Raw genomic sequence first — 15,632 nt, 5'->3', positions numbered from 1 at the left:
CGCTCTATTTATAAAGAAAAAGGACTGCCAAAGCTATGACCGTCCTTTCTCAATTTCTGCACTCTTGAGTACAGTTTTCTAAATACCTAGCTCGGCATTCTACTTAGAATGCAAAGTCTTCAGCATCTAGTGACATCAATGGATCTAAGCCACCCGCGATCACATCAACATGTGAACGAACGCGTGGTAAGATTTTCTTGAAGTAGAAACGAGCAGTCTTAATTTTTGCATTATAGAAGCCAGTTTCAGTAGAGCCTTCAGCAAGTTTTTGTTGAGCAACAAGCGCCATGCGAGCCCATAAGAATGCAAGCGTTACATAACCAGAGAAATATAGGTAGTCAACCGCAGCTGCGCCTACTTCATCTGGATTTTGCATAGCTTTCATACCGATTTGCATGGTTAAATCACCCCACTCTTTGTTAAGAGCAGCAAGTGGTTCAACAAATTCTTTCAGGTCAGCATTGTCTTTGTTTGCTTCTGCAAATTTATGGATGATCTTGGTGAAGTCTTTCAACATTGCACCTTGCGTACCCAATACTTTACGGCCTAACAAATCAAGTGCTTGGATTTCAGTTGTACCTTCGTATAAGCAAGAGATACGCGTATCACGTACAATTTGCTCCATACCGTGTTCAGAAATAAAGCCGTGACCACCAAATACTTGTACACCATGCTTCGCTGATTCAGAACCTGTTTCAGTTAAGAATGCTTTTGCAATCGGTGTTAATAATGACAAGATATTGTCGGCAAATTTACGATCTTCTTCAGTAACACCTTGCTCTACGATATCTGCATATTGAGATAAGAAGTAAACCAATGCACGACCACCTTCAGCAAAGGCTTTTTGTGTCATCAACATGTTACGTACAGCTGGGTGAACAATGATTGGATCAGCTTCTTTCTCTGGTGCTTTAGGACCAGAAAGTGAACGCATTGCCAAACGATCTTTCGCATATGCAAGTGCACCTTGGAAAGAAGATTCAGATGCTGTTAAACCTTGAACAGCAGTACCAATACGTGCAGTGTTCATAAAGGTAAACATTGCATGTAAACCACGGTTTTCAGGCCCAATCAAGAAACCTTTTGCGTTATCAAAATTGATCACACAAGTTGCGTTACCGTGGATACCCATTTTGTGTTCGATTGAACCACAACGAACTGCATTACGGTCTGCAATAGAGCCATCTGCATTTACATTGAACTTAGGTACGATGAATAACGAGATACCTTTAGTGCCTTTAGGAGCACCTGGTAAACGCGCCAAAACGATGTGAACGATGTTCTCCGCCATATCGTGTTCACCAGCAGAGATAAAGATTTTCTCGCCAGAGATTGCATAGCTACCATCTGCTTGTGGCTCAGCTTTAGAACGGATAATGCCTAAGTCAGAACCTGCATGAGATTCTGTTAAGCACATAGTACCAGTCCACTCACCTGAAACAAGTTTAGGTAAATATGTAGCTTTTTGCTCAGCAGAACCATGATGTTCGATTGTACGAACAGCACCATGTGAAAGACCAGGGTACATACCCCATGCCCAGTTTGCTGCACCTACCATTTCAGAAATAGCTGTTGCTAAAGAACCAGGTAAACCTTGACCGCCATGTTCTTCTGGAACTGAAAGAGAAGGGAAGCCTAATTCTACATATTTGTCATAGGCTGCTTTAAAGCCTGTAGGCGTAGTCACTACACCATCATTCCATTTACAGCCTTCACTGTCACCGATTTGGTTAAGTGGAGATAATTCATTTTCACAGAAATCCGCGCCAGCTTCTAAATATTGATCAATCAATTCACGGCTTACGGTTTCTTGGAATGCAGGGAGTTTCGCGTAATGTTCTTCAGCATTTAATAATTCATGCAAAACGAAGTGCATATCACGTAAGGGTGCTTTGTATTGTGGCATATCGGTTTCCTCAATACTGGTTAAACCAGATTTATAATCTTCATAAATACGACGTGTGTCTTCTATGACACATATTTGTTCCGCTACATCGTGCAACATCTTATAGTGACGTACAAGTATTTCATGGTTATTTCTCTGTGACTGTAAAGTCAAAGAAAAAAGGCTTGAAAGCTGTAAGTGCATTGAGTGTAAACACTTTTCATTGAAAAATAAGGATACAAATAGTCAAAATCGTAAAAACTTGTGTCCAATAAAATGCCAGTCAAAATATGACGGAAATGCTATTTATATTTCTAAAATGTAGCGAACAGATTGAAGTGTAGACTTGATCTTGGATGAGACGTGATTGGATGTGTGGTTAAAACTACAGATATTGAGAATGTTTTTAGTGTTTAAATGCAATATGACTCTAAATGATTTAAACCAATAAACGCACTGCATACTTTTTAATGGTGATATTTTTTATGGCAATCACTCGTCCCAAAGTCGATCCACAATGTCTTCTACCGAATATTCAAAGTATCGTCCTGCTTGATCTTTATTGCGTTGAAACAATTGATGCTTAAATGCTTTAAAATTGAGTTTTAAAAAATTGTAGAAATAGCCTCCAGAGAAAATGGTGCGGAGGTAAAAAGCATTGATGAATTCATTTGCATGTTGAGTATGGAAATCTGAGCTTTTAATCCGCTGGACGATTTCAGTAAGTTCTTGTTTTGAAATATTATGGATGAGTTTAGGCTCAGGTAAGCAAATATCAAAGCTTAAATTTTCGATGCCTTCGGCTTCCCACCACTCCCAAAGATCATATTGAGAAATGTCTTTACTGGTAGTTTCTGTGAGCTTTTCACTGAGTTTTTGATATTCAAGCGAGTCTTCATCACCAAACTCATCGCAATAGTCTGTGTAATTAGCAATCAATTCGAGCACAGTTGGATAAAGTTGTTGCGCTGTTTCAAAATCGGGTTCTATTTCTGTACGAAGTTTATTCATCGTTTGCTATGTTTAAATGATCAAAAAGTTTTAATGGTGCTATCAATAAGCGACAAGAAAAGCATAATTTCTAAAATGAAGCCGAGAAATGAGAAATGAAAGTTTTAAGCCCATTTTCACAGATTTACAGCTCTCTTTCACCAATTTACCTTACTCGCCAGATGACCTTTTAAATAAAAACAGTCGTTTATTTTTACTGAGAAGAGGAAGGTAAATTGGATGATTTAAACGGGTAGGCTAATTAAACTCACCCACTGAGCGCTCTTTTGCCCAGTCGCGTAAGATAAATTTTTGCAATTTACCTGTCGATGTTTTTGGAATCTCACAAATCACCACATTTTTAGGGACTTTAAAGCGTGCCAAATGCTGTTTGCAGAATTCAATCACCTCTTCTGGTGTAATTTCAGCACCGTGTTTAAGTTCAATAAAGGCACAAGGAACTTCTTGCCAACGCGGATCAGGTTGCGCAACCACTGCCGCAGTCATAATTGCGGGGTGAGTATAAAGAACCTCTTCAACTTCTAAAGATGAGATATTTTCACCACCTGAAATAATGATGTCTTTTGAACGGTCCATAATTTTTGCATAACCATCGGGCTGGCAAACCGCTAAATCACCCGTATGAAACCAGCCACCTTTAAAGGCTTCTTCTGTGGCTTTGGTATTTTTTAAATAGCCTTTCATAACAATGTTGCCACGGAACATAATTTCTCCCATGGTCTTGCCGTCATTAGGCACAGGTTGCATCGTTTCAGCATCTAACACACGCATACCATCTTGTAATGGATACGGTACACCTTGGCGCGAATGTAATTGTGCTTGCTCTTGAATAGACAGGTCACTCCAACCTGCTTGAGCTGCACATAATGCAGAAGGGCCATAAGTTTCAGTGAGACCATAGACATGATTGACTTGAATACCAATATGATGCATTCCTTCAATAATTGCCGCAGGCGGTGCAGCACCAGCCACCATTACTTCTACATGATGTTCAAATTTAATTTGTTGTTCTTTCGGGGTGTTGATCAACATCGACAAGACAATCGGTGCACCACAGAAATAGTCAACTTTGTATTGATCAATGAGTTGATAAACTAACTCAGGATCAATTTTACGTAAGCAGATATTGGTACCGCCATTGGCTGCAACAGTCCAAGCAAAACACCAGCCATTGCAATGGAATAGTGGAAGTGTCCATAAATATTTACAACGTGGCTTCATACCACAGGCGATGATATTACTGGCCGCATTGATATAAGCACCACGATGGTGATAAACCACACCTTTCGGATTGCCTGTAGTGCCAGAGGTATAATTTAGACTAATCGCATCCCATTCATCCTGAGGTAAATGCCACTCAAAATCTGCATCACCACTTTTCAGCCAATCCTCATATTCAATTTGACCAATACGTGCTGTAACATCATTGTTTTCGTATTCTTCATCTGCAACATCAATGATATAAATCTGTTGAGCAATAAGTGCTACCGCTTCTTTAGCCAAAGCCGCAAACTCGGGGTCAACTAAAAGTACTTTGGTTTCAGCATGCTCTAGCATAAATGCAATGGTTTTGGCATCTAAACGAGTATTCAGGGTATTTAAAACAGCACCAGCCATAGGGACTGCAAAATGCGCTTCGACCATCGCAGGGATATTGGGTAAAAGAACTGAAACAGTATCATTTTTTTGAATCCCAAGATTTTGTAATTGATGGGCAAATTGACGACAACGTGTATAGGTGTCACGCCAAGTGATATGACGAGCACCATGTACAATCGCATCTTGATTTGGATAAATGTAGGCTGCACGCTCTAGGTAACGTAAAGGTGATAATGCTACAAAGTTTGCAGGGGTTCGTGGTAATTGATCATAGGCACTGACCATGTTTAGCTCCATCTATATTTGTTCTAATTTCCGTGTTTAAAAGATATGCATAAGCCTGTCAGAATTCATTTAGGCTTTAGTCGAGTACTCCAGCTAAATATGCATCGTTAGACATCTTTACCCTTATTTAAATATTTTTTGGAATATTTAATTTATTGAATTAAATTAATATTTTGGAAGATTGATGTAATGTTAATCCTGATTTTATTCAGAATCTTATTTAAAATCCCGTTATTCAAATATGAATAACTGAACTCAGCAGTTTCGCTTTTTTGTATTCCGTTGGCGAAGATCCAGTCCATTTTTTAAACGCACGACGAAATTCCCTTAACTCACTAAAACCAAGGTTGAAACTGATTTCACTCATCGATTGATTTTCTTCAATCCATTGTTTGGCTTTTTTTTCTAACACCTGTTGCTTTAATAACTGAAAATTTAGTCCCTCATTAAGAAGTAAACGCCGTAAATGGCGTTCGCTAAAATGAAAATATTGCGCTGCTTGTTGCATATCAAAGCGTTCAGGTAGGTGGCTTTCAATCAAATGTGCTAATACCTTTGCCAAACTGTGTTGATTCATTTGATCAAATTGTTTTAAAGCTTGATCACAAATCAGAATTGCACTTTGATAATTGACAGGACTATAGTTTTTGAGGCTTCTCGACAAGAGTGTTTTGTTAAATCGGATGATATTTTTAGCCGTTTTAAAATAAATTGGACAATTGAAAATTCTTTGATAATCATTGATATATGCTGAATGATCATAGCTCAGTTCCAAGCTGATTAACTCGTAGCTATGGTCTAGCATCATATTGACACAGGTAATAATACTGGCAAACACTTCATCACAGAAAAATGCTTTTAACTCACCACAGTTACTTCGTTCAGAAAGTTCAATTTCACAATAATTATCAACAAGATTGACGGTTAAATCTAAGACACTGCCTGAAATAGGATGATAGTGCAGTGCCGTTTCTAGTGCTTCGGCCACTGTTTTACAGGCTTGCATGGCAAAGCCCAAAATACCAATTGAAATCTGACCTTCACTACTGCCCAACAATAAGCCTAAATTTTGTTGTTGGGTATCTTTAACTGCGAGATGAATAACCTCACAGAGTTCTGAAAAACCAACAAAACCATGCCCTTGGCGAATTTGTTCCAAGTCTAAATTTTGTGCTGCGAACCAATTGTCATATTGCCAGTGTTGTTGTTCTGCATAATGAACCAAACTCGTCAGTATCATTGGTGGAATATAAAATTGAGAATTGGCAATTTCCTTTTGCTGCAAGCTCATAAAGTCCGCTTCGCCCCCCATATTATTGTTGCTTTTACCCTAGTTGGTATCGCATATTTTTGATTAAGATTCAATCTACTTCTGGTATTCGCAGATATAAATTCGCTGACATAAAAAAGATAAAGGATGACCGCATATGTTTATGGTGGGTTGGGATAAACAAGAAATAGAGATTCAGCCGCAAGGTTATGCCATGTTTGGTTATGGTATGTGGTCGCATCGTGCTTATCAAAAACGCACAGCATTGTTTGCTCGTACATTCACTATCCGTCGTTTGGCTTTAGAACAGCCCATTATTTTTTGTTGTCTGGATTTTGGTTGTATTACTTATGCGATCCGCAGTGGTGTTGTTGAATGCTTAAAACAACAACTAGCTGAGCAATTTAATGAACAGCATTTGGTCTTGATGGCAACTCATACTCATTCTGGCCCTGGCGGTTGTGCTTATGAAGCTTTATACAATATGCCGACCCCAGGTTTTGTTCCAGAGCATGTCGAAGCGGTAGTAAAGGCGGTCATGCTCAGTATTTCCAATGCCTTAGACACTGAAAAAGAAACTGAACTTCGTTATCAAAGTTGCCAATTTGCTCATGATATTCCAGTGGCATGGAATCGATCATTGCAGGCATATAATCGTAACCCCGATGTGATTCAAAGAACCGAAGCAGAAACCAATCTCGCCTTAAATCGTGAAATGCAATTAATCGGGTTTTACCGTGATGATCAATTATGTTCCTTTATTTCATTATTTGGAGTACATGCAACCTGTTTGAGTAGCCAACTCAAAGCCCATGATGGTGACAATAAAGGCTATGCTGCGGCGATAAGTGAACATTATCTATTAACACAAGGTATTCCACACCCAGTTGCCATTTTTGCACAAGCAACGGCAGGAGATGTATCGCCACATTTTCATGGCCCCAAACAAGATGCGATTCGCAATAAAATTAAGGGCGAAAGAGAATATCAATATGCTGAGCAAAATGGGCGTTATCAAAGTGAAATTGCGATTAAAGCACTGACTACACCGCTTGAAAAAAATACCAACAATGCGATGGAAGCATGTTTACTCCAAGGCAGTGTCGATGCTGTTTTATCCTATGTAGATCTGAGTCAAGTCGATGTGCCGAGTGAATTTAGTCAGGGGATCCAAGGCGCTAAAACCAGTGCCGCTTGTCATGGTGTCGGCTTCTTCGGGGGAACGCCTATAGATGGTAAGGGAACACCTACAGCAATTCTTAAAGTAATGTCATTACTCGCTAAGCGAGTACGTAAGCAACGTTTAGCAAACTCGAATTCTCTGCAGTACAGCAAATATAAAGCGCTCTATGACTCACAATTTCCGAAAGAGATTGTTTTAGAAAGTCCAGACAATCAGTTGCTGGGTAAAAGTTTAGATTTTCCCCCAAGTATTTTTGATCCTTTAATTGCAGAAATGAATCGCCAAGTTAAAGCCGGTGCCATTCAATACAGCCCACTGGTTCCAAGTGTTATTCCGCTACAGATTATCCAAATTGGTCAATTGGCTTTGATTTGTTGCCCTGGAGAAATTACCACAACAGCAGGGCAACGTGTAATTCAGACTGTGGCAAAACAGTTCTCAAAGCATCATGGTATTTCAAAGGTTGGTTTAGTGTCTTATTGCAATGATTATATGGGCTATATCACCACCAATGAAGAATACCAGCAACAAGCTTATGAAGGTGCACATACTTTATATGGTCAATGGACACATGCGGCAATTCAGTACAAATTTCAGCAATTGGCAACGCAGTTGAGTCTAGATAAATCTCAACGAGAATATGACCAAATCACACGCCCCGCAGCGATTCCACCACACGAAATAGAAAAAAGAACAAATCACAGCAATTTAAAAACGGCTGTACGCTAAAGGATGAGCATTATGAATCAATTGATTAATCAAGCACCGAACAAGCACAAATTAAATCAGCAAAAATGGAACAATTGGTCTGGCTATCAACAGTCTCACCCTGAGCAGATTTTAAAGCCTGACAGTCTTGATGAGTTAAAACACATTGTCCAAACCCAAGCAAAGATTCGAGTGGTGGGAGCAGGGCATTCATTTACACCTTTGGTGAGTACCGACGCAACATTGCTGTCTTTGGATGGTCTTTCTGGTGTGGATCAAGTCAATACTGAATTTGCCCAAGCCAGTATTTGGGCAGGAACACGATTATTTAATTTAGGGCAATATTTAGAACCGATGCAGCAGTCTTTAATGCAACAGGGTGATATTGACCAGCAAAGTTTAGCTGGTGCTGTTTCAACGGGAACACATGGTACTGGCGTGGGCTTACATTGTATTTCAGGTTATGTACAAGCATTTGAATTACTCACAGCATCAGGAGAAATTCTTCATTGTAATCGCCATGAAAATCCAGATATTTTTGCAGCAGGACGAGTGTCTTTAGGGAGTTTAGGGATTTTGACTAAAATCACCATGCAGAATAAACCACGCTATAAACTTAAAGAGCAAGTTAGACTGTGTGCGGTCAAAGACTTTATTCAAAATATTGACCAATGGAAAGCACAACATCGGCATATCGAGTGTTTTGCATTTTCTCATGCAGATAAATTGATTTTAAAAACTTTAGATATTACTGAAGATGAGGTTCAACCACGCACTGAATCATGGCCATCTGAGGATACGTTATTAACCTTATGTTGCGAGTTAACCAAATCTTTTCCGGCATTGAATCCAAAACTACAAAAGCTCTTAGGCGTTTTTATTAAGCCAAGCACATTTGTTGATTGGTCAGGCAAGATTTTCCCGACACCGCGTGAAACGAAATTTAATGAAATGGAATATCAGATTCCAGTTGAATTGGGTGTGGAATGTTTGCAAGCTGTTCTAGCTGCGCTAAAAAACTCAAGAGCACAAACCTTTTTCCCTGTGGAGTTTCGATTTGTCAAAGGTGATGATATTTGGTTGAGTTCGTTTTATCAGCGGGACTCTATTTCCATCTCAGTACACCAATATTATAAGCAAGCACCTAGACAATTATTTGATGAAGTTGAGTCGATTTTGCAACATTATCAAGGGCGACCACATTGGGGAAAAATGCATAGTATGACAGCAACACAACTTAAAACCTTATACCCTAAGTGGGATGAGTTTATGCAGTTGCGAGAACGACTTGATCCAAGCAGAAAGTTTTTAAATCCTTATTTAGAAAAGCTATTCTTATCTGAATAATGGATAAAATTAAGTGAATGGGTAAAACTAAAATAGACCATAAAGGTAGACTATGAACAACTTTTTTGAGCAATTAAATCGTGATTTAAAACAGTCAAATGGTGCATTACCTCGGTTAATTGTTGATGATCAGGCGCTTGAACAAAATCTACAGTACGTTGCCAAAAAGCTTAAATATGGAAGCCATTTGCAACCACGTATTGTGGTAAAGTCTTTGGCATGCTTAGCATTATTAAAAACCATTAGTCTAAAGCTTTCGACTCAACGGTTTATGGTGTTTCATATGCCACAGCTTTTGCCAATCCTTGAGAACTTTTCGGATGTAGATGTGTTGTTTGGGAAACCGATGCCTGTGAGTATAGTTCAGCATTTTTATGCGATGAATCAAAATTGCAGACAAGCCGATATACAATGGTTAATTGATTCTAAAGCACGTTTATTACAGTATCTTGAGGTCGCAAAACAGTTTAGCTTAACGCTTAAAATCAATATTGAAATTGATGTGGGTTTGCATCGCGGTGGTGTTCGTTCCGATTTTGCACTCATCGAAATATTAAGATTGATTGAGCAAAATCCTGAGCATTTAGTACTTGCGGGCTTGATGGGCTATGATGCCCATGTGACGAAGCTGCCTTCAGTGATTAAAAAGATTGATGTTGCGTATCGAGAATCACAAGACATTTATCAAAATTATAAAAATATTATTCAACAGCAATTTCCACATTTATGGCGAGCTGATCTTTGTTTTAATGGTGGAGGTAGCCCTACATTTTACCTCCACGTGGAGCAAAGTGTGTGTAATGATCTTTCTTTTGGTTCGATGTTGCTTAAACCAAGTGACTTTGACAGTGATGGTTTAAGTGTTTTACAAGCTGCGCTATGGATTTCAACTCCTGTTTTAAAAGTGCTGCCATTTACCCAGTTACCTGGATTAGAAGTTTTAGATAAATTACCACATAGCTCTAAAGCCTTATTTGTTTATGGTGGATATTGGATGGCACATTATGTTTATCCGCGAGGGATTCATCCGCATGCACTTTATGGACGGAGTACCAATCAGGAAATGGTTAATGTGCCTAAAAACACTGAAATAGCTGTTGATGATTTTGTATTTTTAAGACCCACACAAAGCGAAGCGATTATTCCTCAATTTCATAAATTATATTGTTATAAAAATCGAGATTTTGAAGCGTGGGAAACCTTTAGAGAGTAATTACATAAATGAAAAACCGCCATAGAAATGGCGGTTTTAAAAATAATAGATTATTGATCAAATCAAAGAGCTTGATTTAGAGCATCCGCTAAAGTTTGCACTGCTGTTTTATTGAAGTAAGTTTCTGACATATCAACATTGTTTTCTGATGGGGCCATTTGATCCTTAATTAAATCTCCAGAAATAACTTGATATGCTTGATATATTTTTCCATCCATTTCCACTCCAGTGTAGTTATCAATAAAGCTCTTGGAAATACCTGTAGTAGGATTGATTGGATAGACAACTTTATAACCTGCAAATTGGTCTTTTTGCCAAATGTATCCAGTTGGAAGTTCCGTTTTATCTGTAAATTCTTCTAATGACTTATAATCAGTTAGGTCACTATCATCAAATGAAATTGTAGGTGTATTAAATATTGATTGCACAACATAGCTTAGTTTAGAACCAGACGGAAACTTTGTTGGATTTGCTAATAATTTTTCTAAAGCACCCTTATGGTTGTTTTGTATAATCTGAGCTAAGTCTGAATTCACATAACGTTCTGCAGTACCTGCATTTGGGTAGTCGTAATATTTAAAGAGATCAGCAATGGTCATTCCTGAAATATCAATTTGTTTTAAATTTAATTTAATTTGATTTTCTATATGAATTGTACACTTATCAGTAAAATTATTTAGTATTGCTGAGTTCTCATCTTGATTAATCAGATACCCTAAAGGAAATCCAATATTTGTATTGGTTTGTTTGAAGCTTGTATCGAGTTTAGATTTTGTTAAAAGATACGATTCTAAAAATTCAGTATTTATCTGCCTTGGTGGGTTTTTAAGTAAGGTAGTGAGATTTTGGTATATCACACCATTGATCAGTTTATTTGAATATAAAACTATAACGTAATCATCACCACTGTCGTTTGGTTGTGTCTCTAGAGAATAAATTTCATCACTGAAAAAGCCCTGTCCAACTGTTTTAAAGTTTTTTGGAATCCCATTACTACATTCAATTTTTTCAGATTGGCTTTGTGTATTGGGGGTATTTGATGTTTGTTGATTATCGCTAGAACTACCGCCACAAGCAGTTAATGTAAATCCAACAAGTATTGCTGAAGTAAGTTTGCTTAAGTTTACCGAATTCATTTAGTTATCCATTCGTTTTATGATTTTAAAGTTACTAAAGTGTCACGGCGCGATCATAAATGAGTGCTTTGATAAAATCAAAAACTAAAATTTAGATTAATTTAAGACAAAGGTTTATAAATATTCAACAAAGGTGTAAAATTCGACACACTTTTATTTTGTTCCACCGATTTTATCTTGAGGATCTTCCTCGATCATAATCTCGCGGTGACATGCTCCATTGTACGGGGCATCACTCCTTAAGGATTTTTAAATATGCCTATTATCACATTGCCAAATGGCGATCAAAAAAGTTTTGATCAAGCTGTTTCCGTTATGGAAGTTGCTCAAAGTATTGGACCTGGACTGGCTAAAAATACAGTTGCTGGGAAAGTAAATGGTCGCTTAGTCGATGCAAGTGATTTAATTACCGAAGACTCAACCTTACAAATCATCACTCCAAAAGATCAAGACGGTGTAGAAATTATTCGTCACTCTTGTGCACACTTGGTGGGTCATGCGGTAAAACAACTCTTCCCTGAAGCAAAAATGGTGATTGGCCCTGTCATTGAAGAAGGTTTCTACTATGACATCTGGATGCCTCGTCCATTTACTTTAGATGATATGGCTGCAATCGAAGCGCGCATGAAAAAGCTCATCGATCAGGATTATGATGTCATTAAAAAAATGACACCTCGTGATGATGTGATTGCTGAATTCACTGCACGTGGTGAAGATTATAAGTTACGTTTGATTGCTGACATGCCTGAAGAAACTCAAATGGGCTTGTACTATCATCAAGATTATTTAGATATGTGTCGTGGTCCACACGTACCGAATACTAAATTTTTAAAGTCATTCAAATTGACTAAAATCTCTGGCGCTTACTGGCGCGGTGATGCCAAGAATGAACAATTACAGCGTATTTATGGTACTGCTTGGGCAGACAAAAAAGAATTAGCAGCGTATATCAAGCGTATTGAAGAAGCTGAAAAACGTGACCATCGTAAAATTGGTAAAGCTTTAGATTTGTTCCATATGCAAGAAGAAGCACCAGGTATGGTGTTTTGGCATGCCAATGGTTGGACGATCTACCAAGTGCTTGAACAATACATGCGTAAAGTTCAACAGGACAACGGCTACCAAGAGATTAAAACACCACAAATTGTAGATTTCACTTTGTGGGAAAAATCGGGTCATGCTGCGAACTATGCAGAAAATATGTTTACGACACATTCAGAAAGTCGTAACTATGCGGTAAAACCAATGAACTGCCCATGTCACGTTCAAGTGTTTAACCAAGGTTTAAAATCTTACCGTGATCTTCCAATTCGTTTGGCAGAGTTTGGTTCATGCCATCGTAATGAGCCATCAGGTTCGTTACACGGGATTATGCGTGTACGTGGCTTTACTCAAGATGATGCACATATTTTCTGTACAACTGAACAAATTGGTAAAGAAGTTGCAGACTTTATTAAACTGACTTTGGATGTTTATAAAGATTTTGGCTTTGAAGAAGTTCAAATGAAACTGTCTACACGTCCTGAAAAACGTGTGGGTGCTGATGAACTTTGGGATGTTGCAGAAAAATCTTTAGCAGATGCTTTAGATGCTGCAAATCTTAAATGGGAAGAACAACCTGGTGAAGGTGCTTTCTACGGTCCGAAGATTGAATTTTCATTAAAAGACTGTTTAGGACGTATCTGGCAGTGCGGTACAATCCAGTGTGATTTTAACTTACCGTTACGTTTAGACGCTTCATATGTAACAGAAGATAACGATCGTGACCATCCTGTGATGTTACATCGTGCAATTCTTGGCAGTTTTGAACGTTTTATTGGTATACTAATTGAACACTACGCAGGCTTTATGCCACCATGGTTGGCTCCAATCCAAACATGTGTCATGAATATTACGGATTCTCAAGCGGAAGCTTGTGAGCAAGTCGTCGCAAAACTCAAAGAAAATGGAATTCGAGCAATTTCAGACTTGAGAAATGAGAAAATCGGCTTTAAGATTCGTGAGCGTACACTAGAGCGTATTCCATACCTATTGGTACTTGGAGATCGAGAAGTAGAGGAAGGGACTGTGAATGTTCGTACTCGCTCTGGAAAAAATTTAGGTACTATGTCAATAGACGCATTTATTGACCTAGTGAAAGCAGCCGTAGCCGAACGCGGCCGGTATATTGTGGAGTAAGAAAGATTAAACAGCCTGACCGTAACCAACAACAAGGTGCTAAAAGTAATCGTCCTGCATTAAATGATGAGATCAAAGCGAAAGATGTGCGTCTCGTTGCTGCAGATGGAGAGCAAAAAGGCATCGTTTCACTTGCTGAAGCTTTGCGTGCTGCTGAAGAAGTTGATCTTGATCTTGTTGAGATCGTGGCGAATGCAGAGCCACCTGTTTGTAAAATCATGGATTTCAACAAACATTTATTTGACTTGAAGCAAAAGCAAAAAGATGCGAAAAAGAAACAGCATCAAGTTCAAGTGAAAGAAATTAAGTTGCGCCCTGGTACAGACGTTGGTGATTACAATGTTAAGTTGCGTGCTATTCTGAAGTTTCTTGAAGAAGGCAACAAAGTCAAAATTACTCTACGTTTCCGTGGTCGTGAAATGGCTCACCAACAGTTGGGTCTTGCACAATTGCAAAAAATTGAAGCAGACGTAGCAGAGTTTGGTATTGTTGAACAAGCACCAAAAATGGAAGGCCGTCAAATGGGTATGTTACTTGGACCTAAAAAGAAAAAGTAATTATTCATCTGTTAAAAAAGCACTGCATTAAGCAGTGCTTTTTTACGTTAAAATGCAGGTGAATTAATCTGAATCGAGCGGAGTTGATATGTCATCTACTCAAAATTCAAATGCGCTATCGAGTATTAACCAAAAAATTATTCAAGCAGGTGAGGTCTTGCCTGTGGTTAAATTAAAGGATGGTAGTGCTGTACAAACGGGGACAGTGGCAACGATGTTGCATAATATCAATCTGTATAACTCAGGTTTAAGAGGCGAGATTGAACAAGAACTGATCCTCGCGATCCCTACTTTAGTGAAAGTTGGTTTATTTGACTTATTTAGTCCAGATGAATGGATATTGGGAAACAATGCAGGTCGTAAATTTGTAGGTGAAAAAGCCAAAGCATATTTAGATGCAATTGCTGAGGTAGATATTGGAAATTAGTATCATAATATGAGAACGTACTGTATTTAATAAAATGCAATAACATAATTTTAGAATAGATTATTAGAATAATCTCTTTTTATAGCATACTGAATCAAGCCAATTCATGTTATAAAAGTAAACGATTAACGCAATAAAATTCAGAAAATACGTGAAAACGAAGAAGGATGAAATATGATTGATCTCTATTATTGGGGTACTCCCAATGGTCATAAAATTACCATTGCACTTGAAGAAATGGGTTTGGATTATCAGATTTTTCCCATCAACATCTTAGAGAATGACCAGTTCCAGCCTGATTTTCTTCGTATCTCACCGAACAACAAAATCCCCGCGATTGTCGATCAAGATGGTCCAAATGGTGAGCCGATTTCAGTATTTGAATCAGGCGCAATCTTGCAATATCTTGGCCGTAAAACAGGACTGTATTATCCAAGCGATGAGCAAGATCGTGTTGAAGTTGAACAGTGGTTAATGTGGCAAATGGGCGGGCTAGGGCCGATGTTAGGGCAAAACCATCATTTTGGTAAATTTGCCAAAGAAAAGATTCCTTATGCAATTGATCGTTATGTTACGGAAACTCAACGTTTGTATGGTGTTTTGAATAAGCAGCTCATTGGACAAAAATATGTGGCTGGTGAGTATTCGATTGCAGATATGGCCATTTTACCGTGGGTATTACGCTATGAGTGGCAGCAAATAGCACTAGATGATTATCCTTATGTTAAAGAATATATTGAGCGTTTAACTGCACGTCCAGCGATACAAAGAGCGCTATCAATCAAAGTGTAAAATGTATTTTATGTTAAAATGAGAAACCACGTAACGTGGTT

At 38.3% G+C, this 15,632-nt stretch carries 12 protein-coding genes; 7 read left to right on the top strand and 5 right to left on the bottom strand.

The features are described from left to right. Nucleotides 1–103: 103 nt before the first annotated feature. The 4 genes from ACQ7EO_RS18095 to ACQ7EO_RS18080 all read right to left on the bottom strand — a co-directional run bounded on the left by ACQ7EO_RS18095 (nucleotide 104) and on the right by ACQ7EO_RS18080 (nucleotide 6,071). Nucleotides 104–1,906 carry an acyl-CoA dehydrogenase C-terminal domain-containing protein gene (locus ACQ7EO_RS18095; protein WP_034610112.1) on the bottom strand — a complete coding sequence of 601 codons (1,803 nt, stop codon included), beginning with the start codon at nucleotides 1,904–1,906 and terminating at the stop codon, nucleotides 104–106. 471 nt (nucleotides 1,907–2,377) lie between these two features. Then, nucleotides 2,378–2,896, bottom strand: a complete 519-nt coding sequence (locus ACQ7EO_RS18090; protein WP_434278253.1) for a hypothetical protein — start codon at nucleotides 2,894–2,896, stop codon at nucleotides 2,378–2,380. Between the two features lie 237 nt (nucleotides 2,897–3,133). Continuing rightward, nucleotides 3,134–4,780 carry an acyl-CoA synthetase gene (locus tag ACQ7EO_RS18085; RefSeq protein ID WP_434278252.1) on the bottom strand — a complete coding sequence of 549 codons (1,647 nt, stop codon included), beginning with the start codon at nucleotides 4,778–4,780 and terminating at the stop codon, nucleotides 3,134–3,136. 235 nt (nucleotides 4,781–5,015) lie between these two features. Then, a complete protein-coding gene (locus ACQ7EO_RS18080) occupies nucleotides 5,016–6,071 on the bottom strand; it encodes an AraC family transcriptional regulator ligand-binding domain-containing protein (protein ID WP_434278251.1) in 1,056 nt (351 codons plus the stop codon). 136 nt (nucleotides 6,072–6,207) lie between these two features. Here ACQ7EO_RS18080 and ACQ7EO_RS18075 point away from each other — a divergent pair, with 136 nt between their 5' ends. From ACQ7EO_RS18075 to ACQ7EO_RS18065, 3 genes are read left to right on the top strand one after another with little or no spacing between them, the layout of a single operon-like run. Continuing rightward, nucleotides 6,208–7,962, top strand: coding sequence for a neutral/alkaline non-lysosomal ceramidase N-terminal domain-containing protein (locus tag ACQ7EO_RS18075; protein ID WP_434278250.1), 1,755 nt, complete (start codon nucleotides 6,208–6,210; stop codon nucleotides 7,960–7,962). Between the two features lie 12 nt (nucleotides 7,963–7,974). After that, nucleotides 7,975–9,288, top strand: coding sequence for a D-arabinono-1,4-lactone oxidase (locus tag ACQ7EO_RS18070; protein WP_434278249.1), 1,314 nt, complete (start codon nucleotides 7,975–7,977; stop codon nucleotides 9,286–9,288). Between the two features lie 52 nt (nucleotides 9,289–9,340). Continuing rightward, nucleotides 9,341–10,501: an alanine racemase gene (locus ACQ7EO_RS18065; protein WP_034609959.1), complete on the top strand. Its 1,161-nt coding sequence runs from the start codon at nucleotides 9,341–9,343 to the stop codon at nucleotides 10,499–10,501. Between the two features lie 62 nt (nucleotides 10,502–10,563). Here ACQ7EO_RS18065 and ACQ7EO_RS18060 read toward each other — a convergent pair whose 3' ends face one another. Further along, nucleotides 10,564–11,637 carry a hypothetical protein gene (locus ACQ7EO_RS18060; protein WP_434278248.1) on the bottom strand — a complete coding sequence of 358 codons (1,074 nt, stop codon included), beginning with the start codon at nucleotides 11,635–11,637 and terminating at the stop codon, nucleotides 10,564–10,566. Nucleotides 11,638–11,892: 255 nt separating this feature from the next. Here ACQ7EO_RS18060 and thrS point away from each other — a divergent pair, with 255 nt between their 5' ends. From thrS to ACQ7EO_RS18040, 4 genes are all read left to right on the top strand, one after another. Continuing rightward, entirely contained in the window at nucleotides 11,893–13,815 is a 1,923-nt protein-coding gene (thrS, locus tag ACQ7EO_RS18055) for a threonine--tRNA ligase (protein WP_004723075.1), read from the top strand. Between the two features lie 5 nt (nucleotides 13,816–13,820). Continuing rightward, on the top strand, nucleotides 13,821–14,372 hold the full coding sequence (gene infC / locus ACQ7EO_RS18050) for a translation initiation factor IF-3 (protein ID WP_081401514.1): 552 nt from the start codon (nucleotides 13,821–13,823) through the stop codon (nucleotides 14,370–14,372). Nucleotides 14,373–14,460: 88 nt separating this feature from the next. After that, complete coding sequence (locus tag ACQ7EO_RS18045) at nucleotides 14,461–14,799, top strand: DUF7709 family protein (protein WP_434278246.1); 339 nt, start codon at nucleotides 14,461–14,463, stop codon at nucleotides 14,797–14,799. 174 nt (nucleotides 14,800–14,973) lie between these two features. Then, nucleotides 14,974–15,591, top strand: a complete 618-nt coding sequence (locus ACQ7EO_RS18040) for a glutathione S-transferase N-terminal domain-containing protein (RefSeq protein ID WP_004819104.1) — start codon at nucleotides 14,974–14,976, stop codon at nucleotides 15,589–15,591. Nucleotides 15,592–15,632: the final 41 nt, after the last annotated feature.

Origin of the sequence: Acinetobacter sp. CE-15 (assembly GCF_051059255.1) — a bacterium.
GTDB lineage: Bacteria > Pseudomonadota > Gammaproteobacteria > Pseudomonadales > Moraxellaceae > Acinetobacter > Acinetobacter guillouiae.
Note: the sequence above shows the minus strand (reverse complement) of the source record. Positions and strands in the feature narration are given on the sequence as shown.

Coding starts and splice junctions, on each gene's coding strand:
- ACQ7EO_RS18065 (WP_034609959.1), top strand. CDS start 9,341: ATGAACAACTTTTTTGAGCAATTAAATCGTGATTTAAAACAGTCAAAT.
- ACQ7EO_RS18070 (WP_434278249.1), top strand. CDS start 7,975: ATGAATCAATTGATTAATCAAGCACCGAACAAGCACAAATTAAATCAG.
- ACQ7EO_RS18060 (WP_434278248.1), bottom strand. CDS start 11,637: ATGAATTCGGTAAACTTAAGCAAACTTACTTCAGCAATACTTGTTGGA.
- ACQ7EO_RS18080 (WP_434278251.1), bottom strand. CDS start 6,071: ATGAGCTTGCAGCAAAAGGAAATTGCCAATTCTCAATTTTATATTCCA.
- ACQ7EO_RS18045 (WP_434278246.1), top strand. CDS start 14,461: ATGTCATCTACTCAAAATTCAAATGCGCTATCGAGTATTAACCAAAAA.
- ACQ7EO_RS18075 (WP_434278250.1), top strand. CDS start 6,208: ATGTTTATGGTGGGTTGGGATAAACAAGAAATAGAGATTCAGCCGCAA.
- ACQ7EO_RS18095 (WP_034610112.1), bottom strand. CDS start 1,906: ATGCCACAATACAAAGCACCCTTACGTGATATGCACTTCGTTTTGCAT.
- ACQ7EO_RS18085 (WP_434278252.1), bottom strand. CDS start 4,780: ATGGTCAGTGCCTATGATCAATTACCACGAACCCCTGCAAACTTTGTA.
- thrS (WP_004723075.1), top strand. CDS start 11,893: ATGCCTATTATCACATTGCCAAATGGCGATCAAAAAAGTTTTGATCAA.
- ACQ7EO_RS18040 (WP_004819104.1), top strand. CDS start 14,974: ATGATTGATCTCTATTATTGGGGTACTCCCAATGGTCATAAAATTACC.
- ACQ7EO_RS18090 (WP_434278253.1), bottom strand. CDS start 2,896: ATGAATAAACTTCGTACAGAAATAGAACCCGATTTTGAAACAGCGCAA.